This window comes from Mesorhizobium sp. M0960 (assembly GCF_040319055.1).
Taxonomy (GTDB): domain Bacteria; phylum Pseudomonadota; class Alphaproteobacteria; order Rhizobiales; family Rhizobiaceae; genus Mesorhizobium.
Genome location: NZ_JAMYNN010000008.1, coordinates 25,461 through 51,017, shown reverse-complemented (window position 1 = coordinate 51,017; position 25,557 = coordinate 25,461). Strand labels below are relative to the sequence as shown.

The 25,557-nt window shown below is 63.2% G+C and carries 25 protein-coding genes; 10 read left to right on the top strand and 15 right to left on the bottom strand.

Features of this window, described 5'->3' with window-relative positions:
- The first annotated feature begins 85 nt into the window (after positions 1–85).
- From ku to NKH63_RS16540, 4 genes are all read left to right on the top strand, one after another.
- Complete coding sequence (gene ku, locus NKH63_RS16555; RefSeq protein ID WP_352909716.1) at positions 86–919, top strand: non-homologous end joining protein Ku; 834 nt, start codon at positions 86–88, stop codon at positions 917–919.
- Between the two features lie 93 nt (positions 920–1,012).
- Positions 1,013–2,413, top strand: a complete 1,401-nt coding sequence (locus tag NKH63_RS16550; RefSeq protein ID WP_352909713.1) for a PAS domain-containing HWE histidine kinase family protein — start codon at positions 1,013–1,015, stop codon at positions 2,411–2,413.
- 75 nt (positions 2,414–2,488) lie between these two features.
- Positions 2,489–2,860, top strand: coding sequence for an avidin/streptavidin family protein (locus tag NKH63_RS16545; RefSeq protein WP_023720517.1), 372 nt, complete (start codon positions 2,489–2,491; stop codon positions 2,858–2,860).
- Between the two features lie 132 nt (positions 2,861–2,992).
- A complete protein-coding gene (locus tag NKH63_RS16540) occupies positions 2,993–3,409 on the top strand; it encodes an HD domain-containing protein (RefSeq protein WP_023720518.1) in 417 nt (138 codons plus the stop codon).
- Positions 3,410–3,440: 31 nt separating this feature from the next.
- Here the strand turns inward: NKH63_RS16540 and NKH63_RS16535 are convergent, their stop codons facing one another.
- Entirely contained in the window at positions 3,441–3,851 is a 411-nt protein-coding gene (locus tag NKH63_RS16535; protein ID WP_023677075.1) for a DUF427 domain-containing protein, read from the bottom strand.
- Positions 3,852–3,914: 63 nt separating this feature from the next.
- The gene (locus NKH63_RS16530) at positions 3,915–4,817 is read right to left on the bottom strand and encodes an alpha/beta fold hydrolase (RefSeq protein WP_352457822.1); all 903 of its coding nucleotides are present in this window, start codon (positions 4,815–4,817) and stop codon (positions 3,915–3,917) included.
- Positions 4,818–5,060: 243 nt separating this feature from the next.
- Between NKH63_RS16530 and NKH63_RS16525 the strand changes: the two genes are divergently transcribed.
- The 3 genes from NKH63_RS16525 (at position 5,061) to NKH63_RS16515 (ending at position 8,130) form a co-directional block, all read left to right on the top strand.
- Entirely contained in the window at positions 5,061–5,876 is an 816-nt protein-coding gene (locus NKH63_RS16525; protein ID WP_023677076.1) for an endonuclease/exonuclease/phosphatase family protein, read from the top strand.
- A 63-nt stretch (positions 5,877–5,939) separates the two neighbouring features.
- Positions 5,940–7,340, top strand: a complete 1,401-nt coding sequence (locus NKH63_RS16520; RefSeq protein WP_352846807.1) for a phospholipase D family protein — start codon at positions 5,940–5,942, stop codon at positions 7,338–7,340.
- Between the two features lie 472 nt (positions 7,341–7,812).
- The gene (locus NKH63_RS16515) at positions 7,813–8,130 is read left to right on the top strand and encodes a DUF768 domain-containing protein (protein ID WP_023720522.1); all 318 of its coding nucleotides are present in this window, start codon (positions 7,813–7,815) and stop codon (positions 8,128–8,130) included.
- A gap of 20 nt (positions 8,131–8,150) precedes the next feature.
- Here the strand turns inward: NKH63_RS16515 and NKH63_RS16510 are convergent, their stop codons facing one another.
- From NKH63_RS16510 to NKH63_RS16455, 12 genes are read right to left on the bottom strand one after another with little or no spacing between them, the layout of a single operon-like run.
- Positions 8,151–8,405 (bottom strand): cytochrome C oxidase subunit IV family protein, encoded by a 255-nt coding sequence (locus NKH63_RS16510; protein ID WP_352481436.1) that lies wholly within the window; start codon positions 8,403–8,405, stop codon positions 8,151–8,153.
- Complete coding sequence (locus NKH63_RS16505; protein WP_352495088.1) at positions 8,402–9,028, bottom strand: cytochrome c oxidase subunit 3; 627 nt, start codon at positions 9,026–9,028, stop codon at positions 8,402–8,404. The genes NKH63_RS16510 and NKH63_RS16505 overlap by 4 nt, the downstream gene beginning before the upstream one ends.
- An 8-nt stretch (positions 9,029–9,036) precedes the next feature.
- Positions 9,037–10,674 carry a cytochrome c oxidase subunit I gene (ctaD, locus tag NKH63_RS16500; RefSeq protein ID WP_352918126.1) on the bottom strand — a complete coding sequence of 546 codons (1,638 nt, stop codon included), beginning with the start codon at positions 10,672–10,674 and terminating at the stop codon, positions 9,037–9,039.
- Complete coding sequence (gene coxB, locus NKH63_RS16495; RefSeq protein ID WP_352918124.1) at positions 10,671–11,642, bottom strand: cytochrome c oxidase subunit II; 972 nt, start codon at positions 11,640–11,642, stop codon at positions 10,671–10,673. The genes ctaD and coxB overlap by 4 nt, the downstream gene beginning before the upstream one ends.
- Positions 11,639–12,391, bottom strand: a complete 753-nt coding sequence (locus NKH63_RS16490) for an SCO family protein (protein WP_352481433.1) — start codon at positions 12,389–12,391, stop codon at positions 11,639–11,641. The genes coxB and NKH63_RS16490 overlap by 4 nt, the downstream gene beginning before the upstream one ends.
- On the bottom strand, positions 12,388–12,840 hold the full coding sequence (locus tag NKH63_RS16485; protein ID WP_023720528.1) for a hypothetical protein: 453 nt from the start codon (positions 12,838–12,840) through the stop codon (positions 12,388–12,390). Before NKH63_RS16485 ends, NKH63_RS16490 begins: the two co-directional genes overlap by 4 nt.
- Positions 12,833–13,969 carry a hypothetical protein gene (locus NKH63_RS16480; protein WP_352481432.1) on the bottom strand — a complete coding sequence of 379 codons (1,137 nt, stop codon included), beginning with the start codon at positions 13,967–13,969 and terminating at the stop codon, positions 12,833–12,835. The genes NKH63_RS16485 and NKH63_RS16480 overlap by 8 nt, the downstream gene beginning before the upstream one ends.
- Entirely contained in the window at positions 13,966–14,499 is a 534-nt protein-coding gene (locus NKH63_RS16475; protein WP_352481518.1) for a c-type cytochrome, read from the bottom strand. The genes NKH63_RS16480 and NKH63_RS16475 overlap by 4 nt, the downstream gene beginning before the upstream one ends.
- 2 nt (positions 14,500–14,501) lie before the next feature.
- Entirely contained in the window at positions 14,502–15,029 is a 528-nt protein-coding gene (locus NKH63_RS16470) for a DUF3341 domain-containing protein (protein ID WP_352481431.1), read from the bottom strand.
- Positions 15,026–16,393 (bottom strand): NrfD/PsrC family molybdoenzyme membrane anchor subunit, encoded by a 1,368-nt coding sequence (gene nrfD, locus NKH63_RS16465; protein WP_352481430.1) that lies wholly within the window; start codon positions 16,391–16,393, stop codon positions 15,026–15,028. The genes NKH63_RS16470 and nrfD overlap by 4 nt, the downstream gene beginning before the upstream one ends.
- On the bottom strand, positions 16,386–19,352 hold the full coding sequence (locus NKH63_RS16460) for a TAT-variant-translocated molybdopterin oxidoreductase (RefSeq protein ID WP_352918122.1): 2,967 nt from the start codon (positions 19,350–19,352) through the stop codon (positions 16,386–16,388). Before NKH63_RS16460 ends, nrfD begins: the two co-directional genes overlap by 8 nt.
- Positions 19,336–19,992, bottom strand: a complete 657-nt coding sequence (locus tag NKH63_RS16455; protein WP_502896336.1) for a cytochrome c3 family protein — start codon at positions 19,990–19,992, stop codon at positions 19,336–19,338. Before NKH63_RS16455 ends, NKH63_RS16460 begins: the two co-directional genes overlap by 17 nt.
- Before the next feature lie 247 nt (positions 19,993–20,239).
- Between NKH63_RS16455 and NKH63_RS16450 the strand changes: the two genes are divergently transcribed.
- The 3 genes from NKH63_RS16450 to NKH63_RS16440 all read left to right on the top strand — a co-directional run bounded on the left by NKH63_RS16450 (position 20,240) and on the right by NKH63_RS16440 (position 23,230).
- Positions 20,240–20,476, top strand: coding sequence for an FAD-dependent monooxygenase family protein (locus NKH63_RS16450; RefSeq protein WP_352548013.1), 237 nt, complete (start codon positions 20,240–20,242; stop codon positions 20,474–20,476).
- A 62-nt stretch (positions 20,477–20,538) separates the two neighbouring features.
- Positions 20,539–21,510, top strand: coding sequence for an SDR family oxidoreductase (locus tag NKH63_RS16445; RefSeq protein WP_352481428.1), 972 nt, complete (start codon positions 20,539–20,541; stop codon positions 21,508–21,510).
- Between the two features lie 4 nt (positions 21,511–21,514).
- The gene (locus tag NKH63_RS16440) at positions 21,515–23,230 is read left to right on the top strand and encodes an HAD family hydrolase (RefSeq protein WP_023720538.1); all 1,716 of its coding nucleotides are present in this window, start codon (positions 21,515–21,517) and stop codon (positions 23,228–23,230) included.
- A gap of 46 nt (positions 23,231–23,276) precedes the next feature.
- Here NKH63_RS16440 and NKH63_RS16435 read toward each other — a convergent pair whose 3' ends face one another.
- Positions 23,277–25,556 carry a xanthine dehydrogenase family protein molybdopterin-binding subunit gene (locus tag NKH63_RS16435; RefSeq protein WP_352918118.1) on the bottom strand — a complete coding sequence of 760 codons (2,280 nt, stop codon included), beginning with the start codon at positions 25,554–25,556 and terminating at the stop codon, positions 23,277–23,279.
- Between the last annotated feature and the right edge of the window lies 1 nt (position 25,557).

Below are 25,557 nucleotides of genomic sequence, written 5' to 3'. Positions count from 1 at the left end.
CCGGGCGGGCCTATGGAATAGCCTGCCACGGCGGAACGATTTCCGCTCGCAGCCGTTCCGTCCGTTCGGCAAATGAGTGATCGACATGGCGACGCCACGAGCTGCCTGGAAGGGCTTTATGAAAGTCGGATCTGTTTCCTGTGGCGTCAAGATCATCGGCGCCGTCAGCGAGGCCGAGAAAGTGCATTTCAGGATCCTGAACCGCAAGGACGGTCTTCCGGTCAAGAGCGCCTATATAGACGAGGAGACCGGCGACACGGTCGAGGCGGCCGAGCAGGTAAAGGGCTACGAGGTCGAAAAGGGCGAGTTCATCCGCATTGAGCCGGACGAAATCAAGAAACTGAAGATGGTATCGCAGCATACGCTCGAGATCGGCGAGTTCGTGCCTGCCGCCGAAATCGACGCACGCTACCTCGAAAAACCCTACTATCTCGTTCCGGCCGACGCGCCCTCCACGGAGGCTTTCGCGGTGATCCGGGACGCCATGGCCAGGAAAAAGGTAGCAGCCCGCTCCTGCGTCGTACTGTACCAGCGTGGCCGAGAGGTGCTGATCCAGCCGCTGGGCAAGGGCATGGTGATGACTGAATTACGCAACCACAATGAAGTGGTCGCGGCGGACGCGGTGTTCGAAGGGCTGAAGGATCGCAAGGTCGATCCGGAGATGCAGGAAATCGCGCAATTGCTGATCGACAAGAAGCCGGCCAAATTCGACCCGTCGAAGTTCGAAGATACTTATGAACAGGCGCTGGTTGCGATGATCGAAGCCAAGCGCAAGGGCAAGAAACCGCCCAAGCCGGCACCCGAGCCGAGGACGAACGTCGTCAATCTCGCCGATGTTCTGCGCAAGAGCCTGGCGCAAGAAGGCGGCAAGGCTCCGAGCAAAGGTCCGGGAACGGCCGCGAAACGCAAATCAGCCTGAATGTCCGAAAGCAGACCGAACGGAACCGAAAACGCTCGCGCGCATTTAGATGACGAAGCAATCCGTCGGCAAGCCAAGCGGAGCGGGGGACTGGTGGACGTCGTTGAACTAAAGACTGGCGGAATCCCGCAAGTTTCCTCCGCCGATCTGATGCAGGCGTTGCCTGTGGCCGTCTACACCACCGACAGACAAGGCTACATCACCTTCTTCAACGAAGCCGCTGCCGATCTTTGGGGATATCGTCCGGTTATCGGCCAGGACCGCTGGTGCGGGTCATGGAAGCTTCGCCACCTCGACGGGCGACCGATGGCGCACGACGAATGTCCGATGGCCGTTGCCTTGCTGGAAGAGCGGGACGTTCGTGGGGGCCGGGCGATCGTCGAGCGGCCGGACGGCCAGTTCATCCCGTTCAGCGCGCACCCGGCCCTGCTTCGCGATGCGACCGGCGAGGTCGTCGGCGCCATCAACACCTTGCTCGACCTCCGCACCCAGGCGCTGGCTGACGACGTCGGCATAAGGCTCGCTGCCATCGTCGAATCCTCGATGGACGCGATCGTGTCGAAAGACCTGAACGGCATTATCACCAGCTGGAACGACGCCGCACAACGCCTGTTCGGCTACACGCCCGCCGAGGCGATCGGCCGCCCGGTGACGATCCTCATCCCGCCCGACCACCTGGATGAGGAAGCCATGATTATCAGCCGCATTCGCGCCGGCGAACGGATTCCCTCATACGAGACTATCCGGCAGCGCAAGGATGGCACCCTGGTACCGGTTTCGCTCACCATCTCGCCGATACGCGACGGCATCGGGCGTATCATCGGCGCCTCCAAGATCGCGCGCGACATCAGCCCGCATAAGGAAAGCGAACGGCGCATCCGCACACTCATGCGCGAAGTCAACCATCGCGTTAAAAACCAGTATTCGGTGATCGTCTCGATGATCCGCGAGACCAGCAAGCTGGCGGGTACGCCAGAGGCCTTCCTTTCACGGGTCCGGGAACGCATCATGGCGCTTTCGGAATCGCACGACCTCCTGGTCGATGCGGAATGGCGTGGCGCGACCATCGGCGAATTGATCCATGCCCAGACCAAGGCCTTCGCGACACAGGCCCGGCTGTCGATGAGCGGGCCGATGATCATGCTGCAGCCGAACGCCGTGCAATATCTCGGCATTGCCTTTCACGAGCTGGCCACCAATTCGGTAAAGCACGGAGCGCTGTCGCGCCATGACGGACGGGTCGAGGTCGAATGGACCGTGATGCCAGCCGCCGATGGCAGCGACGGCTTTCGCCTTGTCTGGCGCGAACTGGACGGGCCATTGGTGGATGAAAACACGCGACGCGGTTTCGGAACGGTTGTGCTCAAACGCGTCACGCCGCAGGCGCTCAGCGGCACCGGACGCCTGGAATTCGACAGGAGCGGCATCACCTGGACGCTGGAGGCGCCGCTGCACTTCGTGCAGATGTCGATGACTGGCATCGCGGCTGATTGAAGGCCGCTACACCGGCCGCGGCTTGGCGGCCGTGTGGCAACGCAATCCCTGTGGAGGCAATCAGGAGGAGCAACGATGAGTTGGCTGGGCACCTGGCGGAACCAGTACGGGTCGGTGGTCGAAATAACCGGCGAAGAAGGCGGACGGATCAGCGGAACCTTCAGGACGGCGCTGGAGGACAGCGCCTTCTTCGGCATGACGGTGCCGCTGTTCGGTGCCTGCCATGGAGACGTCATCGGCTTCACCTGCGCGGCCGAAGGGCGGGTCGGAGCCGCAGCGGTGAGCTATACCGGCATCCTCAGGAACGGGAAGCTGGAGATGCTGTGGCACACTGTTGCCGATGCCGCTTTGTCGGCGGAAAAGGAAGGGGCGCCGGCCCGAGCCAGGAAACTCCCCGCCTGGCGCGCCTTTGGAACCAGCCTCGACAGTTTTGAACGCGTCTCCTGACGTGTCGCGCCTGCTGCGGCGGCATTCAGCACGCAAGTGAGGGAGCAGGGCGTCCCGTTGTGCATCGGAACTCGCGCTGACTATGGCGCGTTGGTGCGCCAGGAATGCGCTGTTCGTTACGAGGTCGATCCGATGAGCGTGCTGTATCGCGCGGCAAAAATCGCCGAACAGGCCCATGCCGCACAGGCGGACAAGACTGGAAGGCCTTATATCGAACATTGCCGCCGGGTCGTCGATGCCGTCGAAACGCTCGACCAGAAAGCCATCGCCTATCTTCACGACGTCATCGAAAAAGGCGACGGCTGGAACCGCGACCGGCTTGAGGCGGCCGGGTTTGGACCGTCCATCGTATCTGCCGTCGATGCCATGACGCGGCGGCCGAACGAGGACGATGCCGCCTTCGTTCGCAGGGCCGCGGCTAACCCGCTGGCATTGCCGGTCAAGCGCGCCGATCTCGCCGACAATCTATGGCAGGCACGGCAGATCGGTGCCTCGACGGCGAAATACGAAGACGGCCTGCGCATCCTCAAGGAAGAGTTCCCGAGCTGACGGACAGCTGGCGGCTGTCGCCGATGTGGGTCTACTCGGTGACGTGCGGCGTGTGCCGCTTGTCTTCCGCGGGATCGGCGTCGATCCGCGCCCTGCCGGGATCGAACGCACCATGGCGGGCGATCGCCAATGCCGGGGTGTCGGGCGTCTCGTAGGCCCACATGAAGTCTTCTGCCGACGAACCGACCGCATGAACACGCCAATAGCTTGCCGTGCCCTTCAGCGGGCCGTGGCTCGTCGTGTTCGTCTTCTCCAAGAGGTCGAAATAGATGTCCTCGAAGGGGATGTAGAAAACAGGATCATGGCCGTCTTCATAGAGCAGCTTTGCCCGCTCGCTCGACGCAATAATGGCATCGGAGAACCGGACGGTCACGGTTCCATCAAACGGGACAATCCTGAGCGGGCCTGGGCGGGGGGCGGAATCTGCGGCTAAGGACTGCATTCGACTTCTCCGTTGACTGCGCTGCCTTCCCGAAACGTACTATCGCCGGTCAGGGTTCCAGTTCTACGCTTCTCCTCTTCCGAAACTGTCGAGGAACCCGACAAGGTGATCGGCAACGCGCTCGGGTGCTTCGCGCGTCGGAAAGTGGCCGATGCCAGCCAGAAGCTGGCGCTCGTAATGGGCCGTGAAGTATAGTTCCTTGCCTTCGGACGATTGTGGCAGCACAACGCGGTCGGCATCGCCGTGGATCGTCAGAGTAGGCGCGGGAATGGACTTGGCGGAAATCTGGCGCCGGGCAAGATCGGCGTAGCGCGGATCGGGATCGGCTTCGCCCCAGCGAACCCTGTAGGAGTGCAACGTCACGTCGGCCCAATCGGGATTTTCGAAGGAAGCGGCAACGCTGTCAAAAAGCTCTTCCTCGAACCAGCCGGGCGGGCTCCAGCTTTCCCATTGAAAATGCGCGAACGCCTTGCCTTGCTGGCGAACGATCTCGGCGCCGCGATCCGTTGCCATGAACCATTGGTACCAGAATGCCCTGACCTGGTCCAACGGCGGCGTTGCGAATTCGCCCGGCTGCCAGCCAAGCGACAATGCCGAGCAGCACCGTATCCGTTCGGGAAATACCGAGGCGAGCAGGTAAGCGATCCGCGCGCCCCAATCGTGGCCTACGACCGCAAAACGGCCGAGGCCAAATGCGTCGGCGAAATCGATCACGTCCTGAGCCATGGCGGCAATTTCACCGGATCGCATGGTCTCGTCCGACAGGAAGGTGGTTTTGCCGAACCCACGCAGCCACGGCGCAAAGGTGCGGAAGCCGGCACGATGCAGGACAGGCGCAATGCGCGTGAAGGTGGTTGCGTCGTCCGGCCAGCCGTGGAGAAGCAGAACGGGCGCGCCGGCTCCAGGGCCACCGGCGATGTACGCGATGCGCAGCAACGGCGTGGTGCAGAAGGTGGGTGTTTCCATGATCCGGCCATCCCGTTTCGATCACGCCGCATGGCGTCAGATCGTTTTCGGCGCAAGTTTGCTGAACCGCGCGCGGCTGCGATTGTTCCATGACAGAGGCGGAGTTCCAATGAAACCTCACCGCTGCTCGCGGTGGAAGAAGACCGACGGGAACGGTTTTCCAAGGTCGTCGTTGTTTCAGACCTCCGCACGCGCCATAATCGCAATGGCCGCCACTCGCCGACTCAACAGCAAATGGACCACATGCTGGATCGATCGCCTACCCTCCCAAGGTCGCTTGGCGCTGCGCTGCGAAGGGAAGTGCCGCGGTTTGCGGCACCCGGCAATGAAATTTCATGCACTACGGTCGCATCCTACAATGTGCATAAATGCGTCGGCACCGACGGCAGGTTCGATCCGGAGCGGGTCGCGGCCGTGGTCAAGGAACTCGACGCCGATATCATCGCTTTGCAGGAGGCCGACGAAAGAACCGGAAGCAGGCAGGGATTGCTGGATCTCGCAGCACTCGAGCGCGACAGCGATCTCGTCCCCACACACATCCCGGAAAACCGCCGCAGCCATGGCTGGCATGGAAATCTGATCCTGGCACGCCGCGGCGTGGTCGAAAGCGTGAACCAGATCCGGCTGCCCGGCCTCGAGCCGCGCGGCGCGGTGATTGCGGACCTGGAGCTGAAGGGCGTCTCGCTCAGGATCATAGCCGCGCATTTCGGCTTGCTGCGGCGCTCGCGCTCGCAGCAAGCCAACGCACTTGTCGAAGCCACGCACCCGGTTCTGCGGCCAACAATCCTGCTTGGCGACCTCAACGAATGGCGCGTCCGCAACAGGTCTTCGCTGCTGGCCCTGCTGCCGCATTTCGGTCCGATCGATGCGGTTCTGCCGAGCTTTCCGTCGCGCTTTCCGCTGTTTGCGCTCGACCGCATCCTGGCCAGGCCGCCGCACCTGATTTCCAGCATCGAGGTGCACAAGACGCCGCTGGCGCAGCGCGCCTCCGACCATCTGCCCATCAAGGCCCGGCTGAACCTTGACGCGATAAGGCAGCCGCGACTGCAACCAGAATGAACCTGAAGGGTTGTTAGTCAGATTTCAGACGGTTTGCTTCGCTGATGTTTGTCGGTGCACTTTATGGATACAGCCATTTCGCGGTTTGCCCGGGACAAGATCGCTGCCGGCAATAGCGGGCTGGTGCTGATCGCCGACAATTATGACGCGTTTGCCGCACGAATCCTTGCCGCGCGCAGTGCCACCAGCAGCCTCGACCTGATGTACTATCTCTGGCACGACGACCATAGCGGCCGGCTGCTGATGCAGGAGGTCGTCAAGGCGGCGGAGCGCGGTGTCCGCGTCCGCATGCTGCTGGACGATATCAATCCGCGCAACAGCGACGCCGCTTACCTGGCGCTCAACAGCTACAAGAACATCGAGCTGAGGCTGTTCAACCCCAGCGGCATGAGGAACGGCAGCATCTTTCGCTCGCTGGAGATGGTCGCCCGGCTGTTTGCGATGACCCGCCGCATGCACAACAAGGCCTGGATCGCCGACGGGAGCCTGGCCATCGTCGGAGGAAGAAATATCGGCGATGCCTATTTCGACGCCGCGGAGACAAATTTCCGTGATCTCGACCTGTTGCTTCTCGGTCCTGCCGTAGGGCAGACGATGCAGATCTTCGAGGCGTTCTGGAATTGCGAGGCGGCAAAGCCGATCCAGCTGCTCAACCCGGCTGCGGTGGGCTCGCGCGCCGATTTCCTCGACAATCTCGATGCGACCGCGGACGGCCAGCTTTTGAACAGCCTCAGTGCCTGGCGCACGATCACGGAGTTCATTGCAGCGCACAGCGACGTCTGCTGGACGAAAGGCGTTCGCGTCATTTCCGATCCGCCGGAAAAGGTGCGCGGCAAGCGGCGCAGGAACTGGCTGACCAAAGAGCTGCTTCCCGCTATCGCGGCGACCAGGCAGCGCCTCGAAATCGTCTCGCCCTATTTCATCCCCAGCCGCACCGGGTTGGCCATCCTGTCGAAGCTGGTGGATCGTGGCGCCGAGGTTGCAATCCTCACCAACTCGCTCGCCGCGACGGACGTCGCCGCCGTGCACGGCGCCTATGCCAGATACCGCCGCAAGCTGCTTAAAAAAGGTATCCAGCTTTTCGAATTGCAACCCTTCAACCGCCAGGCCAACATCTCCGTTTTCGGCTCAAAGGGAGCCAGCCTCCATACCAAAGCCTTTACGGTCGACGACACGCTGGGGTTTGTCGGTTCCTTCAATTTCGATCCGCGTTCGGTGTCGTTGAATGCGGAAATGGGCGTGCTTTTCCACGATGCCAATCTGGTGATGGAGTTGCGCCGGCTGTTCGAGCACGAAAAGTCGCCGCAGACGAGCTATCAACTGGTCCTGGACAAAGGGGCCTTGCGGTGGCTCGGCATGGCGGATGGCGAGATGCGTCAATATTCGCGTGAACCGGAGGCCAGTCTCTATCGGCGCATCGTTGCAGCGCTGGTTGGCTGCCTGCCGATCGAATCGCAATTGTAGAAGCGACGGATTTGTCGGAACGGAACTCTTTGTCGGAACGGAAATGCGGGACCACGAGTTGTAACCGTTGTCCGGAGCATGCCGATGAAGACCACGATATACAGTTTTCTTGCCGAGCTCTTGCCGTTCTGGATGGCGCATAAACGCAAAATGCGCGCCGACCGCGCCGCTGAGCGGCCGACACGATCTGCCGCAGATGACGATGTTCGGCCGTCCGGCGACCCGAATCGCGCAACATCGGCGCGACGGCGCAACGCGTCTTAGGGCGGGATGCCTTCAAATTACATCCCGCTCCAACTGTCTGGTTAGCCGCATTTCTGCGACGCCAAATGATTTCCCTGGCTGCAAAGCTCTAGCTCGTTGGCGATCACGCTATTGTCAAGTATCGCTATTCGAAATCCGGCGTTGCCAAGCATCCATTTTGCAGCACGTACGTTAATGGCACTACAGTTTGCCGCTACAGGTGAGCCCCATGAGTGATAGTGCGATAGAATTCTTGCAGGACTGGATTCACGAAAACGTTCATGTGCCGCCGCCTCCGATCAGGCTTGAAAGAGAGGCGGAAATCCTCGCCAGGGAATGCGAGGAAGAGGCGGCCGACGCCGGCGTACCCATCGAAGACATCGAGGAAGAGGTTGGCGACCTCAAGGATCTGCTCGTCGCCAAGCTTGAAGACGCAGCCGAGGACGAGGCCCGGCATCTGAATGGCGATGGCCAAAGGGCTTCCATGCCCGCGGCCGAGCAAAAGCCGTCCGTGCAAAGCCGTTCCGGAGCCGCTGTAAGGGTATGAACGAGGTGCGCCGCTTCGGCCTATTGTCCGATCAGCGTCAGCCCGAACAGGATCATCAGCCAAAGCCCGGCAGCAGCGACCGCAAGACGCGGCAGGACGCCGGCGCTGGCCAGATGCATGAACAGGATGGCGATGACGGCAGCCTTGGCCGCGGCGATCGTCAGGTTGAGTGCCGAATTGAAGGCGCCAAGCGCCAGGAAGGACGAGCCGACAGTCAGGGCCAGCAAGGCCAGAAGCCCGACATAGGCAAGCGTGAGTTTGCGGAACTCGCTCATCTGTTGATCAGATAGAGGACGGGGAACAGGAAGACCCAGACGATATCGACGAAATGCCAATAGAGGCCGATTGCCTGCACGCGGCGGAACCGGCTGGCCTCGATCGTGCGCGGCCACAGAGCGAGGATGCCGCCGATGACGATTACGCCGCAAATCAGATGCAAGGCATGCAGTGAGGTCATCGCGAAATAGAGGCCGAAGAAGAATTCGGCATGGACAGGATCCGGGCCCTTATAGATGAAAGGCGCGCCGAGCACCGGCGCCAGCCCTTCGCCGAATTCCCTGGCGTACTCCGTCGCCTTGATCGCCAGGAAGACGACGCCGAGCAGCGCCGTCGCAGCCAATGCCCGGCCGGCGGCGCGCCATCGCCGCGCGGCCGTGTACATATGGGCGAGCGCCATGGCGAAACTGCTGGTGATCAGGACGACGGTATTGGCCGTGCCCAGTGGCAGCGACAGATGCTTCGCCGCGCCGGCGAAGGCGTCGCCATAACTCAACCGGGCAAACATGAAGACGAGCAGGATGGCGCCGAACAGCATCGCCTCGGAGCCGATGAACACCCACATGGCAAAGCTGGCGGCTGCCGTTTCGCGAGCCGGCCGGTCGAAGGCGATGCTTGTCATCGGTGACTTCAAACCAGATCCTCCACCGGGTCCGACCGTTTCTCGGTCAGGCCTTTCATCGGATAATCGTAGGCTGGCCTGGTGACGGTCGGCATGCGATCGAAATTATGCGCCGGAGGCGGCGAGCTTGTTTGCCATTCGAGCCCGGTGGCTCGCCATGGATTATCCGGCGCCCGCGCGCCTCGAAACAGCGACCACGCCAAATAGAGGAGCGGCATCAGATAGCCGATCGCCAGCACCACGGCGCCTGCCGACGACAGGATGTGCCAGAAAGCGAATTCCGGCGGATAGGTATAGTAGCGCCGCGGCATGCCCAAAAAGCCGAGCACATATTGCGGAAAAAAGGTCAGGTTGAAACCGATGAAGGTCACAGCCGCGGCTATACGGCCCCAAATCTCCGAATACATGCGGCCGGTGAGCTTCGGCCACCAGAAATGCAGCCCGGCCATGTAGGCGGTCACCATGCCGCCGACCATGATGTAGTGGAAATGGGCGACGACGAAATAGGTGTCGTGAACGTGGACGTCGACGGCGAGGGCGGCAAGGAAAAGGCCGGCCAGCCCGCCAAAAGTGAATAGCGCCAGGAAGAACAGGGCATAAAGCATCGGCGTCTCGAAGCTGATTTCGCCCTTGCGCAGCGTCAGGCTCCAGTTGAACACCTTTATCGCCGATGGGATCGCGACGCAGAAGGACAGGAACGAAAACACCACGCCGGCATAGGCCGACTGCCCGCTGACGAACATGTGGTGGCCCCAGACGAGAAAGCCGAAGACGGCGATCGCCATTGAAGCCAGGGCGACGGCCTTGTAGCCGAACAGCGGCCGGCGGCTGAAGCACGGCAGCACTTCCGAGACCACCCCCATGCCCGGCAGGATCATGATGTAGACGGCGGGGTGCGAGTAGAACCAGAACAGATGCTGGAACAACAGCGGATCGCCGCCGAGGTCGGGATTGAAGATGCCGATGCCGAAGACGCGCTCCAGCACGATGAGGATCAGCGATGCTGCGAGCACCGGCGTTGCCAGCACCATCACCAGGCTGGTGGCGTACAGCGTCCAGACGAAGATCGGCAGCCGGAACCAGGTGAGGCCGGGCGCCCGCAAGGTGTGGACGGTGACGATGAAATTGATGCCGGTCATGATTGTCGAAAAGCCGACGATGAAAACGCCAAATGCCGCGGTCGAGACAAAGCCGTTGGCATAGAGCGTCGACAGCGGCGTGTAGAAGGTCCAGCCGGTGTCGACGCCGCCCAAAAGCACCGAGGCGAGCGCGAACAGGCTGCCGAACATGAAGACATACCAGCTGGCCAGGTTGAGGCGGGGAAAGGCAAGATCGCGCGCGCCGATCATCAGCGGCAACAGGAAATTGCCGAGCGTCGCCGGGATCGACGGCACCAGAAAGAACCATACCATGATGATGCCGTGCAGCGAAAACAGCCGGTTGTAGACATCGTCGGAGACCAGGTCGCCGGCCGGCGTCGCAAGCTCGATGCGCATCAGCACGGCAAACGCACCGCCGAGGAAGAAGAAGGCCGTCAGCGAGACGAGATAGAGCCACGCTACCCGTTTGTGGTCGGTTGTCAGCAGCCAGGCGCGCGGCCAGGCACCCTCACTGAGATAGTTTGCCGGCGCCAAATCGCGATTCATTGCGGCGCCTCGCTGTTTGCCGCCGGGAACGAGGGAAATTGGAACGAAAGCGACTTGAGATAGGCCATCAGCATCTGCAACTCGGCTTCATCGACCAGACCGTCGAAGCTCGGCATCACCGGCTGGTAGCCGGCGGCGATTTCCTTGTTCGGGACAAGGATCGAATCGCGCAGATAGCGTTCGTCGGCGATGACCGTCTGCCGGTTCGCCAGCGCCACCGGCCGGCCGAAAATCCCATCGAGGCCGGGCGCCCGCACCTTACTGGAATTGCCATGACAGCCGCAGCAGCCGAGCGCGCGGAACAGTTTCCCGCCGCTCGCGGCGAGGCTTTCGCCTTCATCTTGGCTGCCCAGCCACGACGCATATTGCTCCGGAGCCAGCACCGTTACCCAGCCGCCCATTTCGGAATGCTGGGTGCCGCAATATTCGGCGCAGAACAGATGGTAGCGGCCCGGTTCGGTGGCAATGAACCAGACGTTGGTGGTGCGTCCCGGCACCGCATCCTGCTTCACCCGAAAGGCCGGCACATAGAAGGAGTGGATGACGTCCTGCGATGCCAGCGACACCACCACCGCCTTGCCGACCGGCACGTGCAGCTCGTTGATCTCACGCTGGCCGCCGGAATGGCGGAACTCCCACATCCATTGCTTGCCGAGGCCGGCGATCTCGATAGCGTCCGGCGGCGGATGGTCGCGCCGCACAAACAGGACTGCGCCCCAGCCGAAGAAGATGAAGGCCATCACCAGGCTGGCAATGCTCCATGTCATCTCCAGCGGCAGGCTGCGGGCACGCGCCCCGGTACGGTCGGCGGCGGAGCCGACGCGATATTTGACGGCGTAGCCGACCACGAGAACGGTCAGGAACAGGCCGAGCGCGGCCGCGAAGGCCAGCAATGTATAGAACAACGCATCGATGCTGCTTGCGATCGACGAGGCTTCCGGCGGGAAAAACCGGATACCGAAGCTCACGCCCGCCTCCTGCGCGCCAGCTGCAGTATGGCCGTCGCCAACCCCACCACCATCACGATGCTGGCGAGCTTCAAGGCAGCCCAAATCGCCGGCGTATATTGCCCCTTAGAGGTATCGAAGCCGGCGCAGAGCAGGAAGGCATGATCGGCGATCGAGCCGAGCTTGCCGGAAGATGCCTCGACAAGGGCAAGCTTAAGATCGCGCGGCGTGAAGCTCAGCGCCGGCAGCACCTGCGCTATCCGGCCTTTCGGCGTCAGCGCGATGACGGCGATCGGATGGGCGAACTGGTCGATCCTGGCGCGTGTGTCGAAGCTGATGCCAGCCTCCGCCGCAAGGGCGGCACCGGCGCCGTCGGCACTGGTCAGGAACCGCCATGCCGACAGGTTCCTCGCGTCGGCCACAGCGGCGACGGTGGTTTGCGCATCGCTCGCATCACCGGCCGTGTCGGCGGCATCGATCGAGACGAACAAAGCGCGATAGGTTTCGGGATCGAGCGACGTCTTTTTCAAATCCGAAGCGACCGCCTGTTGGGTCACACCACAAAGGTTCGGGCATTTGTCATAGCCGAAAATCAGCAGCGCCGGCCGGCCCGCAAGCGTTTGGCCGATCGTGCGCTGCACGCCGGATGCATCACGAAACACCCGGTCGAGGCTGAGCTGTGCGCCGATCTCGGGATCGAAGGCCGGGCGTGCGACGGCTGAGGCGGGCAGCACCACGAGGAGGGAAAAAGCGGTTAGCCAAGCCTTCACGGCCGGCCTCCCTGGCCTGGCGCGGTCCGGCAGCGAGCGGCCTGTGGCGCGCGTGGTATCTCGGCCTCGACCAATCCGCAGTCGGCGCCGGCGGCCGCCGGCGGCTGCCCCCAGTTCGGCAAACCGTGGCTGACGATCGCCCACATGGCGTCCTCGATCGGAATGCGAGCAATGCCGGCGGTGCGGTCGACCCAGCCGACTTTGTTCAGTGCCTGCTCCTCCGCCTTGCGGAAGGCGGCTAGGTCGTCTTCCGGAAAGCGCTGCAAGGCGGGACTGGCTCGGTTGCCGGCCGACGATGGCCCCGGCAGCGGCCACAACGGTCTGGTGTCGAAGACGAGCCCGAGGACGATGGCTGATGCCGCCAGGAACAGCAGCAAGCCGGCCGCGAAGGCAAGCAGCGCGCCCGGCCAGATATCGCGCGTTTCGGGATGGCGGGCCGCCCTAGCCATGCGCCGGCCCCCGGCGCCAGAAGCCGATACCGTCCGGCCGGCCAAGCACGAAAAGCAGCAGCGCAAGCCAGAGGCCGCCGGCTCCTGCCAGCGCGGCAAGGTCGCACCAGAACGCTGTCACACCGCCACCGGCAAGCGGCGGTCTGATCCGCCACAGGACATCGACATAATGGCCGGCCAGCACGATGCCGCAGATCGACAGAAGGCCGGCATGGCTGCGCTTTAGATCCCGGCTGAGCAACCCGGCAAAGGGGATCGCGAATTGCAGCGCAATCAGCAGCCAGAGCAGATATTGCCAGCCATTGCTGCTGCGAATGAGGTACCAGCGGATCTCGTTCGGCAGGTCGCCGCCCCAGGTCACCAGCCATTGCATGAACGACAGGTAGGCCCATAGCAGCACGAAGCCGAACAGCATGTTGGCCAAATCCTCGCTCAGCGCGACATCCTCCTCGCCGCCCGGCATGACCTCGATCGAGCGGTTCGCACACAGCACCGTCATTGCCAGAGCGTAAGCGCCGACGACTTCGGCGGATGCTTCCAGCAGCGCATAGATCGTCGAGGAGAACTCCGGCTCGAGCGAGAGCATCCAGTCGATGGCAAAGATCGTCACCGTCAGCCCATGCGCAATCAATCCAGCGGCATAGGCCTTGCCGCGGCCGGCGCTGCCGCGGCCGCTATCGGTCGTTGTCCAGTCGAGCACGCGCCACGCCAGCACCAGCCAGATCGCAGCGCAGGCGGCAAAGCGCAACAAAAAGAACGGAACGTTCAGATAAGAGAATTTCAGGCGCACCGTCTCGGGCAATGCAGCCGCGTCGGCACTCGCCCAGGGAAAGACCAGGTCGAGCCTGGGCAGAACCGGCAGCAGCAGAAGCAGCGCCAGCGGCAGCGTCGTGACCAAGCCGCGTAGCGGCTGGCGGATTGCCTCGCCCCAGCGGCCACCGGTCAGCCCATGCACCATCAGGATGGTCAGCGCACCGAGCGGCAGGCCGAGCAGGAACAGCGCCGCAGGCAGCCAGCCGGCCAACATGGCTCTGAGGTCGAAGGCCAATCCCGCGGCGCAAAGCACAAGTCCGGCGGCGGCCACGGCAAGCGCCGGCAAAATCAAACGTTCGGTGGCAAGCCGCATCATCGATCTGGCTCCGCATTGAGCTCGGCGCGGAGGCTTTCCGGCAGTTCGGCAATTGGCGCCTCGCGCGAATATTGCAGGGCGCGGATATAGGCGACGATCGCCCAGCGGTCGGCAGGCGGGACGCGCGCCGCGTAGGAAAACATGGCGCCATAGCCGTAGCTGATGACCTCATAGAAATGCCTGTCACTCGCCTTGCGCAGCGCGTCCTGATGATAGGTGGGCGGCGCTGGAAAGCCACGCTCGACGACCATGCCGTGGCCGTCGCCGGTGCGGCCGTGGCAAGGCGAACAGAAGATGTCGAAGCGCTGCCGGCCTCGCCGCAGCAGCGTCATGGTGACCGGATAGGGAAACGTGTCCGGCACCGGCGAAAGATCGGCATCGCGTGCGACCGTGTCCTCGGCCGGCGCCCGCGCCGACATGCCGTTGGCGAACTGGTTGCTCTTTTCGAGCGGATCGTAGCGCGGCTGGTCCTCCATGTCCTGCCGGCAGCCGGCGAGCAGCAAGGCTGCCGCCAGCAGACTCGTGCGCATGTTCACGCCTCCACCTCCTCGACGGTTTCGGCGCCAAGCCGGGTCAGCTGGCCCTTGGTCACGCCCTTGCGGAACTTCGGATCGGCGGCTTCGACGAGCAGGTAGAACTTGCCGCCGCGCGCGTAGGTGAAGCTCGTGGCATTGAAGACCGGGTGGTAATATTCGGGCAGGCGATTGGCGGCCAGCCCGCCGAAGAATGCGGCCAGCGCGGCGCCAAGTATCGCCGCCTCGAAGGCAATGACGAGAAAGGCCGGCCAGGAATGCAGCGGCCGGCCGCCGACATTGAGCGGATAGTCGATCTCGACCGAATAGAGGATCAGCCCGTAGACAAACACCGCGCCAGCGATGGCGCCGCCAAGGATGGCCCACGGCAAGCGCGTTTTGCGCATGCCGAGCATCTCGGCCAACCCACGCACATGGAATGGCGAGAACGCGTCCATGCGCCGGTAGCCACGCGCCCGCATGGTGCGGACCGCCTCGGTCAGCGCTTCCGGATCGGCGAAAGCCGCGATGACGCCGTAAAGGCTCATCCTGTGCTGCCCCTCTCCCCGGCCAGCTTCTCGACCTCGAAGATGGTGATGGCCGGCAGGATGCGGATGAACAGGAAGACCAATGCGAAGAAGGTGCCGATCGAGCCGAACAGGATGCCGAAGTCGAGCCACCTCAATGACTGCTCGCCCCAGGACGACGGCAGGTAATCGCGGCTTGGCCCGGTGACGACGATGACATAGCGCTCGATCCACATGCCGACGTTGATGATGAGTGCAATGGCGAACAGCCCCGGCATGTTGAGGCGCACCCGTCGGAACCAGAGCAATTGCAAAACTGCGCCGTTGCAGGCGAGCATGGCCCAGAACAGCGGCGCATAAGGTCCGAAGGCGCGCTGCCACATCATCGTGCGCTCGTAGATCTCGCCCGAATACCAGGCGAAGAAGGCCTCGGACGCGTAGCCATAGATGACGATCATGCCGGCGGCGATCATCAGCTTGGCGGCATTGTCCATGTGCCGCAGCGTGATCAGATCCTGGACCGAAAACGCCCAGCGCAGCGGGATGGCGATGGTGAGCACCATGGCGAAGCCGGACAGCAGCGCTCCGGCAACGAAATAGGGAGGAAAGATCGTCGAGTGGAAGCCCGGCGTGATGGCGAAGGTGAAGTCGAGCGAGACGATCGAATGCACCGAGACGACCAGCGGCGTGGCCAGTGCCGCCATCAGGAAATAGACCGTCTGATAGCGCGCCCAATGAAAGGCCGAACCGCGCCAGCCGATTGCCAGTATGCCGTAGAACAGCTGCGCCGGGCGCGATTTCGCTCGGTCGCGCAGGACGGCGAGATCGGGCAGCAGGCCCATATACCAGAACATCAGCGAAACGCTGGCATAAGTGGCGATCGCCGCGAAATCCCAGACCAGCGGGCTGCGCCATTGCGGCCAGTGCATATGGGTGTTGGGCAGCGGCAGCAACCAGTAGAAGAACCACGGGCGGCCGAGATGCAGGATCGGGAAAAGCCCGGCCATTGCAACGGCAAACAGCGTCATCGCCTCGGCAAAGCGATTGATCGAGGCGCGCCATGGCTGGCGCAGAAGCAGGAGCACGGCCGAGATCAGCGTGCCGGCATGGCCGATGCCGATCCACCAGACGAAATTGCCGATCATCGTGCCCCAGACGACGGGGACGTTGATGCCGTAGGCGCCAACGCCGACCGAGATCAGATAGGTGATCGAATAGAGGAAGATGAGGACGAAGACGAAGCAGGAAAAAAAAGCTGCCCAGAAATAGCGCGGCAGCCTGCCGTCGAGGACGATCGCACTGATACGGCCGCTGATCTCCGGAAGGTCGTGCCTGCCATGCAGAACGGGCAATGCGCCCGGTTTTGCAGCAAAAGCCTCAGCCATCGGCTTTCCCGCCTGACGAGAGACGGCCATTGATATTTATGATCTTGCCGAGATAGGTGGTGCGCGGTCGCGTATTCAGCTCCTCGAGCAAGGCGTAGTGATGCGGTGCCGCTTTTTCCTGCGCCACCCTGGCGCCCTTGCTGTTGAGATCGCCGAAGACGATCGCCTGCGTCGGGCAGGCCTGCTGGCAGGCGGTCACCACCTCGCCGTCGGCGATGGCGCGGTTTTCGATCTGAGCCTTGATGCGCTTTTCGGAAATGCGCTGGACGCAGTAGGTGCATTTCTCCATCACGCCGCGCGAACGGACGCTGACGTCTGGATTGTGCACGGCCTGTTCAGGTCCCGCGGCATCCTTGTCGAATTCCTGGAAGTCCAGGAAGTTGAAGCGCCGCACCTTGTAGGGGCAGTTCTGCGAGCAGTAGCGCGTGCCAATGCAACGGTTATAGACCTGCGCGTTGAGCCCGTCATGGGTGTGGGTGGTGGCGTTGACCGGACAGACGACCTCGCACGGCGCCTTCTCGCAATGCATGCAAGGCACCGGCTGGAAAAAGACGTCGAGATCGTCGAGCGGGCCGGAATAGTAGCGGTCGATCCGCAGCCAATGCATTTCATGGCCGAGTGCCGACTCGTCCGGCCCGACGGTGGCGATGTTGTTTTCCGCCTGGCAGGCAGAAACACAGGCCATGCAGCCGATGCATGCCGACTGATCGATCGACATGGCCCAGGCTTCCTGGCTGTATTGCCAGTCAGGATAGAGCGACTCGCTTGGCGTCGGCGGCACGCCGTCGCGCACGAAGTGCGGATCTTTGCGAAAGGCATCGAGCGAGGCATGGCGAACGATCGCCCTGCCCTCCATCGCCTGGTGGTGTTGTGTGGTGATGACCCGTGCGCTGCTGTCGCGCGGCGTGATCATGGCGCCATAGACGATCCAGGGAGCCTCAGGGCTTCGCAGCCTGTACGCGTCGTGGCCGTCAGCGAGTGCTGCCACCGAACCGAGCTTCCGGCCGAAACCCAGAGCAAGCGTCACGGTGTCGTCGGGATGGCCAGGCATGATCCAGACCGGCGCATCGATGTCCATGCCGTTCGAGGCGATGTTGACGACCCGGCCGTTTTCCACCTGAAGCCGTCCTGATGTCGCCGGCGACATCAGGGCTGCGTTGCCCCAGACGATCTTGCTCAGCGGCCGCGGCAGCTCCTGCAGCCAGGACGAATTGGCATTGCGTCCATCGCGCAGCCAGGGATCGGCAACGAAACGGATTTCGACGCCTTTTGCCGCTTCGATGCGCGGCTTCAGGCCGCGCAAATCCGGGGGCATCGCGACATCGGCTGGAATGCTGGCACTGCCGGAGACAAAGCCGTCGCGAAGCGCCTTTCGCCACGCAGGATCGTCCAGTGTCTGCGCCCAGGTCCGGCGGACGAGCTGCAGCGCAGAAACAGCTAATTCACCGCCAAGCACGGCGAGGAGTTCATGCACGGTCCGCCCCCGGTAAAGCGGCCTGATCAGCGGCTGCACGATCGACGCGGTTCCGTCATGGGCGCGCAGGTCACTCCAGCTCTCGAGATCATGCGCAGCAGGGATATGCCAGTGTGCGACGAAGGCGGTTTCGTCGCGGTGGAGACCCCAGTGGACAAGAAGCTTCACCTGCGAAAACACGTCGTGGACATCAAGTCCCGCAGGCGCAGTGTGGAGAGGATTGGCGCCAAGTATGACAACGGTGTCGATGTCCCGCGCGGCGATCGCCTGGCAAAGTGCCGCGAGGTCGCCCTCGATGGGCATCGCGTCGGGCGGCTCGATCAGTTCCACGGTGTTGCCAAGCGCACCAAGCCGCGCATTCATGGCAAGAGCGGCGGCATGGACGAACGGCGTTTGATGGGCGCCCGGCACGATCAGCGCCGAGCGGCCGGCCGCCTTCAGGTCGTTCGCGGCGGCAGCCAGCCAGGTCGGGTCCAATGCCAAGGCGCTTGGCGCCGCTTCGCCGCCAAGCACGGCGCTCAGCGCCGCTGCGACGGTTTCGACCTCGCTCGGCCGCACCGGCCGGCGATGATCGGCGGCAGCGCCGGTGATCGTCGGCGTCGACTCCACCGCATAGAGCCGGCTCATCGTATCGTCCGCCCGGCGCACGCGGCGTCTTGCAGCGAAATCACGGGCGTAGGCGAGACGACCGGGGCCTTCGCCCAGGAAATCCGCGTCGAGACTGAAAATCACGTCGGCGCGATCAAACCGGCAGACCGGTGCAAGCGCCCTGCCGAACAGGATCTGTGTGGCTTCGGTGCCGGACGGCGTCGCCAGGGGATCGTGCCGGAACAGCCTCAGCCTGGGATAGCGCGCGCGCAGCGCCTCGAGCTGCGCCTTCATGGTGGGCGAGGTCGTTGCTTCGATCAGCAGCGCCGTGCCAGCTCCAGCGAGCCGCGAGGTGAGCTCGGCCATGTCGGCAAGGAAGTCGTCATAGGCTGCGGGTTCGCCATGCTTCAGCGGCATGCGCGAGCGATCGGGGTCGAACAGCGACAGCACCGCCGCCTGCATGACAGCGTCCGTCGCGCCGCGCGAGGCCGGATGGTCGGGATTGCCTTCCACCTTGGTCGGCCGGCCCTCATGGCTTTCGACCACCGCACCGATGCCGTAGCCGTCGCTCGACAGCGTGGTCGCGTAATAAAGCGGCCGGCCGGGAACGATGTTTTCCGGCTGGCGGATATAAGGCAGGATGTCTTCGGCCCGGCTGCAGGCGGCAAGCCCGGCCAGCGACAGCGATGCACCCATCAGCTTCAGCAGCGTGCGCCGGTCGAGCCGCGCCGGGATGCGCTCGGCGATCGAAGGAAATTCGGCATCGACGAAGCGGCGGAATTCCGGTGTATCGGCGAGTTCGTCGAGGCTCCGCCACAGCTCCGGACCAGGCGAAAGCCGTTCGCGCAGGCCGGCCATGTCTGGAGCCGCAATCGGCTTGTCAGCGGTGGCAGACATAACAGTCGGTCATGGTCTCGGGGTGGATATCGAGAAGGCTGATGAGCGACCGGCGGATTTCGGCGATGCCGGCCGGCGGCTTCCAGTGCATCAGGAACACGTCCTGCGGCGGACGCAAATTGGGCTCGGGATCGCGATGGCATCCCAGGCACCATTCCATCGACAGCGCGTGCGCCCGCCGTATCAGCGGCATGTCGTCGACCTCGCCATGGCACGTCTCGCAGGCGACGCCTTTGGCGATATGGATCGAATGATTGAAATAGACGAAGTCGGGCACACTGTTCACCCGCTGCCACTGCAATGGCTGCCCGGAGGCAAGGCTCGCCCGTACCGGCGCCAGCATGTCCGCGTTGGTGAAGAGCTGCGAATGGCAGGTCATGCACACCTCCGTCGCCGGCAGACCAGCCGATGACGAAGTCTCGACGCCGCTATGGCAATAACGGCAATCGAGGCCGAGCTCGCCGACATGGTGCCTGTGGCTGAACGGCACTGGTTGCGCCAACGGCCGGCCAATGCCGGTGACGAAGTCCGAACGCAGGATGGCGGTACCGCCGAGAGCCGCAAAGATGGCCATGAAACACGCGCCCCACAGAGCGAAGCGTGAAATGCCGTTGGCGCTCCTTGAAAAGACCTGCGGCATCCCCTCGCCGATTTCACATCCAGCAACCGTATCCACCCCCCAAAGCCCCTAACTGCGGCTGCGTGGGTAAGTTCCGGCCGGGGCAGCGGAGATCACAGAATGGTTACCCCGCCCTGGCCCATCGGGTCGGCTGACCGGAAACCATCGAACACTCCATGCGTTCGGATGAGGTCACGTTTCGTTTCACCCGGACAACCATCATGACCATCCCCGACCTCCATCCCATTCGCCGCTGGGCGCGCGCGGCATGAATCTCGCCGCATCATTCGCCAGGCGTTTCGTCGAAGGCACGCTGGCCGGCTACACAAGCGAACGCCACCCGATAGGGCGACGGTGGATCACCCTCAGCGAGCGCATCCTGTCAATGGCCCGGTCGGACAATGGCATCATGCAAAGCTTCAGGAACGCGGCCTTCAGCGTCGTCGGCCATCTACCGCGGCTGCAACGGCCACTGCTGGAGCGGGTCGCCGGGCTGAAGGAATGAAGTGGTCGCATAAACCTTTTCGCCGGACGTGCGTTGTTGGGTTTCAAGCCAGGGAGATGACCATGCAGATGAAATCGGAAATCGCCGGCGAGGCCGCCAAGCAACGGCACATCCAGCGCCGTATCGACGAGAAGGACAAGTCCAAGTCCAAGGGCAAGCCAAAAGGCGCCATGCAGGCCGGTGCCCGCAAATATCCCGAGCCGCCCTTCCCCGAGCAGCACCAGCCGAAGCCGGGGCATGAATGGGCGATCGAGCCGGCGCCGCTTTACGATGCGCCATTTTATATCGGATCGAAAAAGCTCGACGGCAAAGTGGCCGTCATTACCGGCGGCGATTCAGGCATCGGCCGCGCGGTGGCCGTGCTCTATGCACGTGAAGGCGCCGATGTGGCGATCGTCTATCTGTCGGAGGACAAGGACGCCGAAGAGACCAAAAGGGCCGTCGAAACCGAAGGCCGGCGATGCATCCTGATCAAGGCCGATGTCAGCGAACGCGGCCACTGCCACAACGCGGTGGCTGAGATCGTGCAGCAGTTTGGGCGGATCGACGTGCTGGTCAACAACGCCGCTTTCCAGGTCCATTCCAGCGATTTCAGCGAGCTGACCGAGGAGCATTTCGACACCACGCTGAAGACCAACCTCTACGGCTATTTCCACATGGCGCAGGAGGCCGTTCCGCACATGAAACCCGGTTCGGCGATCATCAACACCGGTTCAGTGACCGGCATCGAGGGATCGAAGCAACTGGTCGATTACTCCATGACCAAGGGCGGCATTCATGCCTTCACCCGCGCGCTCTCGGGCAACCTTGTCGACAAGGGCATAAGGGTCAACGCCGTGGCACCAGGCCCGGTTTGGACGCCGCTCAACCCCTCGGACAAGGAAGCCGGCGATGTTTCGAAATTTGGCGCCGACACACCGATGAAACGACCGGCACAACCGGAAGAGATCGCGCCAGCGTATGTGTTCCTCGCCTCGCCGCACTGCTCGAGCTACATCACCGGCGAGATATTGCCAATCGTCGGCGGCTACTGACGACATGTATTTCATAGCCTTGGCCACCGACTACGACGGCACGCTGGCGCATGAAGGGATTGTCGCCGAAAAGACACTTGCGGCGCTTCAACGCTTCAAGAAGAGCGGCCGCAAGCTCATTCTCGTCACCGGGCGCGAGCTGCCCGACCTGAAACGCGTCTTTCCCGAAGTCGCGATCTTCGACAAGGTGGTCGCGGAAAACGGGGCGCTGATCTACACGCCGGCCAGCGAGGAGGAGCGGACGATATCTCCGCCGCCCGCCCCCGAGTTCATCGCCAAACTCAGGAAACACGGTGTCAAACCGCTTTCGGTCGGACGCTCGATCGTCGCCACCTGGGAACCGCATCAGGTTACCGCGCTCGAGGTCATCAAGAAATTGGGGCTGGAGCTGGAAATCATCTTCAACAAGGGCGCGGTGATGATCCTGCCCAGCGGCATCAACAAGGCGACCGGGCTGACAGCCGCGCTTCAGGACCTCAGATTGTCGCCGCACAACGTCGTCGGTGTCGGCGACGCCGAAAACGACCACGCCTTCCTGCGCGCCTGCGGCTTCAGCGTCGCCGTCGACAACGCACTGCCGGCAGTCAAGGATACGGCGGATCTCGTGACACGAGGCGCGCGCGGAAAAGGCGTCGAGGAACTGATCGCCAAGGTGGTCGAGCGCGATCGCGAGCTTGTGCCAAGCCGCGATGGCATTCTGCTTGGCTCGGACGATGGCAAGGAGGTGTATCTGTCGCCAACCGATACGGTGCTGATCGCCGGCAGCTCGGGCATCGGCAAATCGACCTTGGCGACCGCATTGACGGAGCGTTTTGTCGAGAGAAAGTTCCAGTTCTGCATCTTCGATCCGGAAGGCGACTACGATGGCCTCGAGGGCGCCGTCCGGCTGGGCGACGGCTCGAACGCGCCGACGAAGACGCAGTTGCTCGATCTCCTGGAGAAGCCGGACAACAATCTGGTCGTCAACGGCCTGGCGCTGCGCGTCAACGAGCGGCCGGACTTCTTTGCCGACCTGCTGCCGGGCCTTGGCGGTGTTCGCTTCCGCACCGCGCGACCACACTGGCTGATCATCGATGAGGCGCATCACCTCTTGCCGAAGCGGCGCGACGACACGCCAATGGTTCTGGCGATGGAATTGCCGGGCACGATCCTGATCACCGTTCATCCGGATGCGATCTCAACCGAAGCATTGCGGCTGGTCACCGCCGTCATCGCACTCGGCCCCAAGGCGAAAAAGGTCGTCAAGACGTTCTGTCGCGAGACCGGCACCGAACCGCCAAAGGACAAGGATCTGAGCTCTCCAAAAGACGAGCACGTGCTGTTCTGGCGGCCGCAGGCGCACAAGAAACCTGCCATGGTCGAGCCGATCGAGCCGCGGCAGTCGCTCAAGCGCCATAGCCGCAAATATGCCGAGGGCCAGCTCGACGAGAAGGGCAGCTTCTATTTCCGCGGCCCCGACCATGCGATGAACCTGCGCGCCCATAATCTGATGATTTTCGCCCAGATCGCCGAGGGCATTGACGATAAGACCTGGGAACATCATTTGCGCGCCGGCGACTATTCCAAATGGTTTCGCCACCAGATCAGGGATAAGGAGCTGGCGCGCGAAACCGCCGAAGCGGAGAAAGACGACACACTTTCGGCGCAGGAGAGCCGCAACCACGTCCTGGACGCAGTGCGCCGCCGCTATACCGCGCCCGCCACCGCGCCGAAGGAATAGATGCAAACTGCGCCTAGCCGGTCCGAAGCCGGCTGAGTTGGAGAGGTCAGACGATCAGGTGATCGATCCTGATCGGCAGGTCGCGAATGCGCTTGCCGGTGGCGTGGTAGACCGCGCTCGCGACCGCCGCCGCGGTCCCGACATTGCCGAGTTCGCCCAAACCCTTGACGCCGGCCGGGTTCACCTCGTGGTCGATCTCCGGAACCAGTATCACTTCCATCTGCTTCACGTCGGCGTTGACCGGCACGAGATAGTCCTGCAGGTCGCGATTGACGTAGCGCGCATAACGCTTGTCGATTTCCGTCGCCTCGTGCAAGGCTTGGCCGATGCCCCAGATCATACCGCCCATCAGCTGGCTGCGCGCGGTGCGGGTGTTCATGATGCGCCCCGCGGCAAAGGCGCCGACGATGCGCGGGACGCGGATCTCGCGCGTATGGCTGTTGATGCGCACCTCGACGAATTCCGCGCCAAAGGCGTATTTCACCGAATCCTTGTCCTGGTCGCCGCCGTGGAACTCCGATTGCCCGGCATAGAGCTTCTTCAGCGCCTCCGGTGACGATCCCTTTGGCGCGAATTCGGCATATTCCTCGATCGCACCGATCTGCATCGTCTTGAAAACATCCGACAGCTTGGCCGATTTGCCGTTGTCCGCGACGATTTTCTCTTGGCTCATTTCAAGCTTGGCGTTGCCGGACCCGGCCAGCGGCCCGGCTTCGGCGACGGCCGCGGCGAAGAGCTTTGCGCGGACGGCATCGCAGGCCTTCAGCACCGCCGAGCACACGCTTGCCGTCGAAATCGACCCGCCGGACACCGGTGCCGGCGGCAAGGCGCTGTCGCCCATTTCGACGCTGACCTTGTCCATTTCTATCCCGAGCCGTTCGGCTGCCATCTGCGCTGCCACCGTGCGCACGCCGGTGCCGATCTCATGCGAGCCGCATTGGACGCGAACCTCGCCGTCAGTGGTCAGGCGGACGCGGGCGGCGCATGGCGCAGCCGCCGTCGGATAGATTGCGGTGGCGCAGCCCATGCCGACCAGCCAGTCGCCGTCACGCATCGAGCCAACCGCGGCCTCGCGCTTGGACCAGCCGAAGGCCTCGGCGGCCTGGTCGTAGCATTTCACGAGCGAGCGGCTGGAGAAGGGCTTGCCGCCGATCGGCTCCTTCTGCGGCTCGTTGACGCGGCGGAACTCGACCGGGTCCATGCCGAGCGCCACCGCCATCTCGTCCATGGCATTTTCCAGCGCATAGACATAGGGCGTCTCCGGCGGCGAACGCATGTAGCCAGGCGTATTGCGGTCGGCATGCACCAGCGAGACGTGGGTCAGCACCGAGCCGTAATCGTACATGCGTCCGGTGGCCGAAGTGCCACCGACGACATAGGGATCGGGCCGCGACGTGACTTCCCAGCCTTCGTGTGCAAAGGCGGTGATGCGGCCGTCCTGGTTTGCGCCGATGCGGATGCGGTGCCGGGTCTCCGCCCTGTAGGTCTGCGTGCCGTACGCCTGAATGCGGCTGACGACGCAGCGCACCGGCCGGCCGACGCGGCGGGCCGCAACGGCAACGATCGCCGTGCGGGCCGTCATCGGCCCCTTGGAGCCGAAGGCGCCGCCGACATAGGGACTGACGATCCGCACATTGGCCGGATCGATCTTCAACTGCCGGGCGAGCTCGGCCTTCCAGCCGGTGACGTTCTGGCTCGGTTCATAGACCGTGAGCTGATCGCCCTGCCAGACCGCCGTCGTCGAGAACAGCTCGATCGGGTTGTGGTGCTGGGTCGGCGTCGAATATTTCTCGTCGATCTTCACTGCGGCTGCGGCATAGGCAGCATCGAAGTCGCCGGCTTTGACGTCCTCCTTGAACAACGGACTCTTGCCGGCGGCCGGCTCCATCTCCGTTCCCCTGGAATCGAAGCCGGCGCTGGGCGTCTCTTCGGCGTAGTCGGCGCGGATCAGCGCCGCGGCTTCCTCGGCCGCCTCGAATGTTTCAGCCACCACCAGCGCGATGATCTGGCCGTCGTGGAAAATGGCCTTGTCATGCAGCGGCGCGATCGAACTTGCACCGGTGTTGCCGAATTTCGGCTTGTCGATGCCGTCCATGTCGCCGACGCTGACGATATCGAGAACGCCGGGCACCTTACGCGCCCTTTCGAGCCGGACGGCGGTGATGCTGCCCTTGGCGATGCTGCTGGTAGCAAGTGCGCCATAGGCCATATTGGCGGTTGGAAGATCAGCCGAATAGCCGGCCTGTCCGGTGACCTTCAGGCGGGCATCGATGCGCGGAACGGGATTTCCCATGTTCTCTTTCGGCGCGGGAGCAGCTTGGTTCATG

Excerpts from the sequence above, each read along its gene's own strand:
- ku (WP_352909716.1), top strand. The coding sequence starts at position 86 with ATGGCGACGCCACGAGCTGCCTGGAAGGGCTTTATGAAAGTCGGATCT.
- NKH63_RS16545 (WP_023720517.1), top strand. The coding sequence starts at position 2,489 with ATGAGTTGGCTGGGCACCTGGCGGAACCAGTACGGGTCGGTGGTCGAA.
- NKH63_RS16540 (WP_023720518.1), top strand. The coding sequence starts at position 2,993 with ATGAGCGTGCTGTATCGCGCGGCAAAAATCGCCGAACAGGCCCATGCC.
- NKH63_RS16535 (WP_023677075.1), bottom strand. The coding sequence starts at position 3,851 with ATGCAGTCCTTAGCCGCAGATTCCGCCCCCCGCCCAGGCCCGCTCAGG.
- NKH63_RS16530 (WP_352457822.1), bottom strand. The coding sequence starts at position 4,817 with ATGGAAACACCCACCTTCTGCACCACGCCGTTGCTGCGCATCGCGTAC.
- NKH63_RS16525 (WP_023677076.1), top strand. The coding sequence starts at position 5,061 with ATGCTGGATCGATCGCCTACCCTCCCAAGGTCGCTTGGCGCTGCGCTG.
- NKH63_RS16520 (WP_352846807.1), top strand. The coding sequence starts at position 5,940 with ATGGATACAGCCATTTCGCGGTTTGCCCGGGACAAGATCGCTGCCGGC.
- NKH63_RS16515 (WP_023720522.1), top strand. The coding sequence starts at position 7,813 with ATGAGTGATAGTGCGATAGAATTCTTGCAGGACTGGATTCACGAAAAC.
- NKH63_RS16510 (WP_352481436.1), bottom strand. The coding sequence starts at position 8,405 with ATGAGCGAGTTCCGCAAACTCACGCTTGCCTATGTCGGGCTTCTGGCC.
- NKH63_RS16505 (WP_352495088.1), bottom strand. The coding sequence starts at position 9,028 with ATGACAAGCATCGCCTTCGACCGGCCGGCTCGCGAAACGGCAGCCGCC.
- ctaD (WP_352918126.1), bottom strand. The coding sequence starts at position 10,674 with ATGAATCGCGATTTGGCGCCGGCAAACTATCTCAGTGAGGGTGCCTGG.
- NKH63_RS16485 (WP_023720528.1), bottom strand. The coding sequence starts at position 12,840 with ATGGCTAGGGCGGCCCGCCATCCCGAAACGCGCGATATCTGGCCGGGC.
- NKH63_RS16480 (WP_352481432.1), bottom strand. The coding sequence starts at position 13,969 with ATGATGCGGCTTGCCACCGAACGTTTGATTTTGCCGGCGCTTGCCGTG.
- NKH63_RS16475 (WP_352481518.1), bottom strand. The coding sequence starts at position 14,499 with ATGCGCACGAGTCTGCTGGCGGCAGCCTTGCTGCTCGCCGGCTGCCGG.
- NKH63_RS16470 (WP_352481431.1), bottom strand. The coding sequence starts at position 15,029 with ATGAGCCTTTACGGCGTCATCGCGGCTTTCGCCGATCCGGAAGCGCTG.
- nrfD (WP_352481430.1), bottom strand. The coding sequence starts at position 16,393 with ATGGCTGAGGCTTTTGCTGCAAAACCGGGCGCATTGCCCGTTCTGCAT.
- NKH63_RS16460 (WP_352918122.1), bottom strand. The coding sequence starts at position 19,352 with ATGTCTGCCACCGCTGACAAGCCGATTGCGGCTCCAGACATGGCCGGC.
- NKH63_RS16455 (WP_502896336.1), bottom strand. The coding sequence starts at position 19,992 with ATGCCGCAGGTCTTTTCAAGGAGCGCCAACGGCATTTCACGCTTCGCT.
- NKH63_RS16450 (WP_352548013.1), top strand. The coding sequence starts at position 20,240 with ATGAATCTCGCCGCATCATTCGCCAGGCGTTTCGTCGAAGGCACGCTG.
- NKH63_RS16445 (WP_352481428.1), top strand. The coding sequence starts at position 20,539 with ATGCAGATGAAATCGGAAATCGCCGGCGAGGCCGCCAAGCAACGGCAC.
- NKH63_RS16440 (WP_023720538.1), top strand. The coding sequence starts at position 21,515 with ATGTATTTCATAGCCTTGGCCACCGACTACGACGGCACGCTGGCGCAT.
- NKH63_RS16435 (WP_352918118.1), bottom strand. The coding sequence starts at position 25,556 with ATGAACCAAGCTGCTCCCGCGCCGAAAGAGAACATGGGAAATCCCGTT.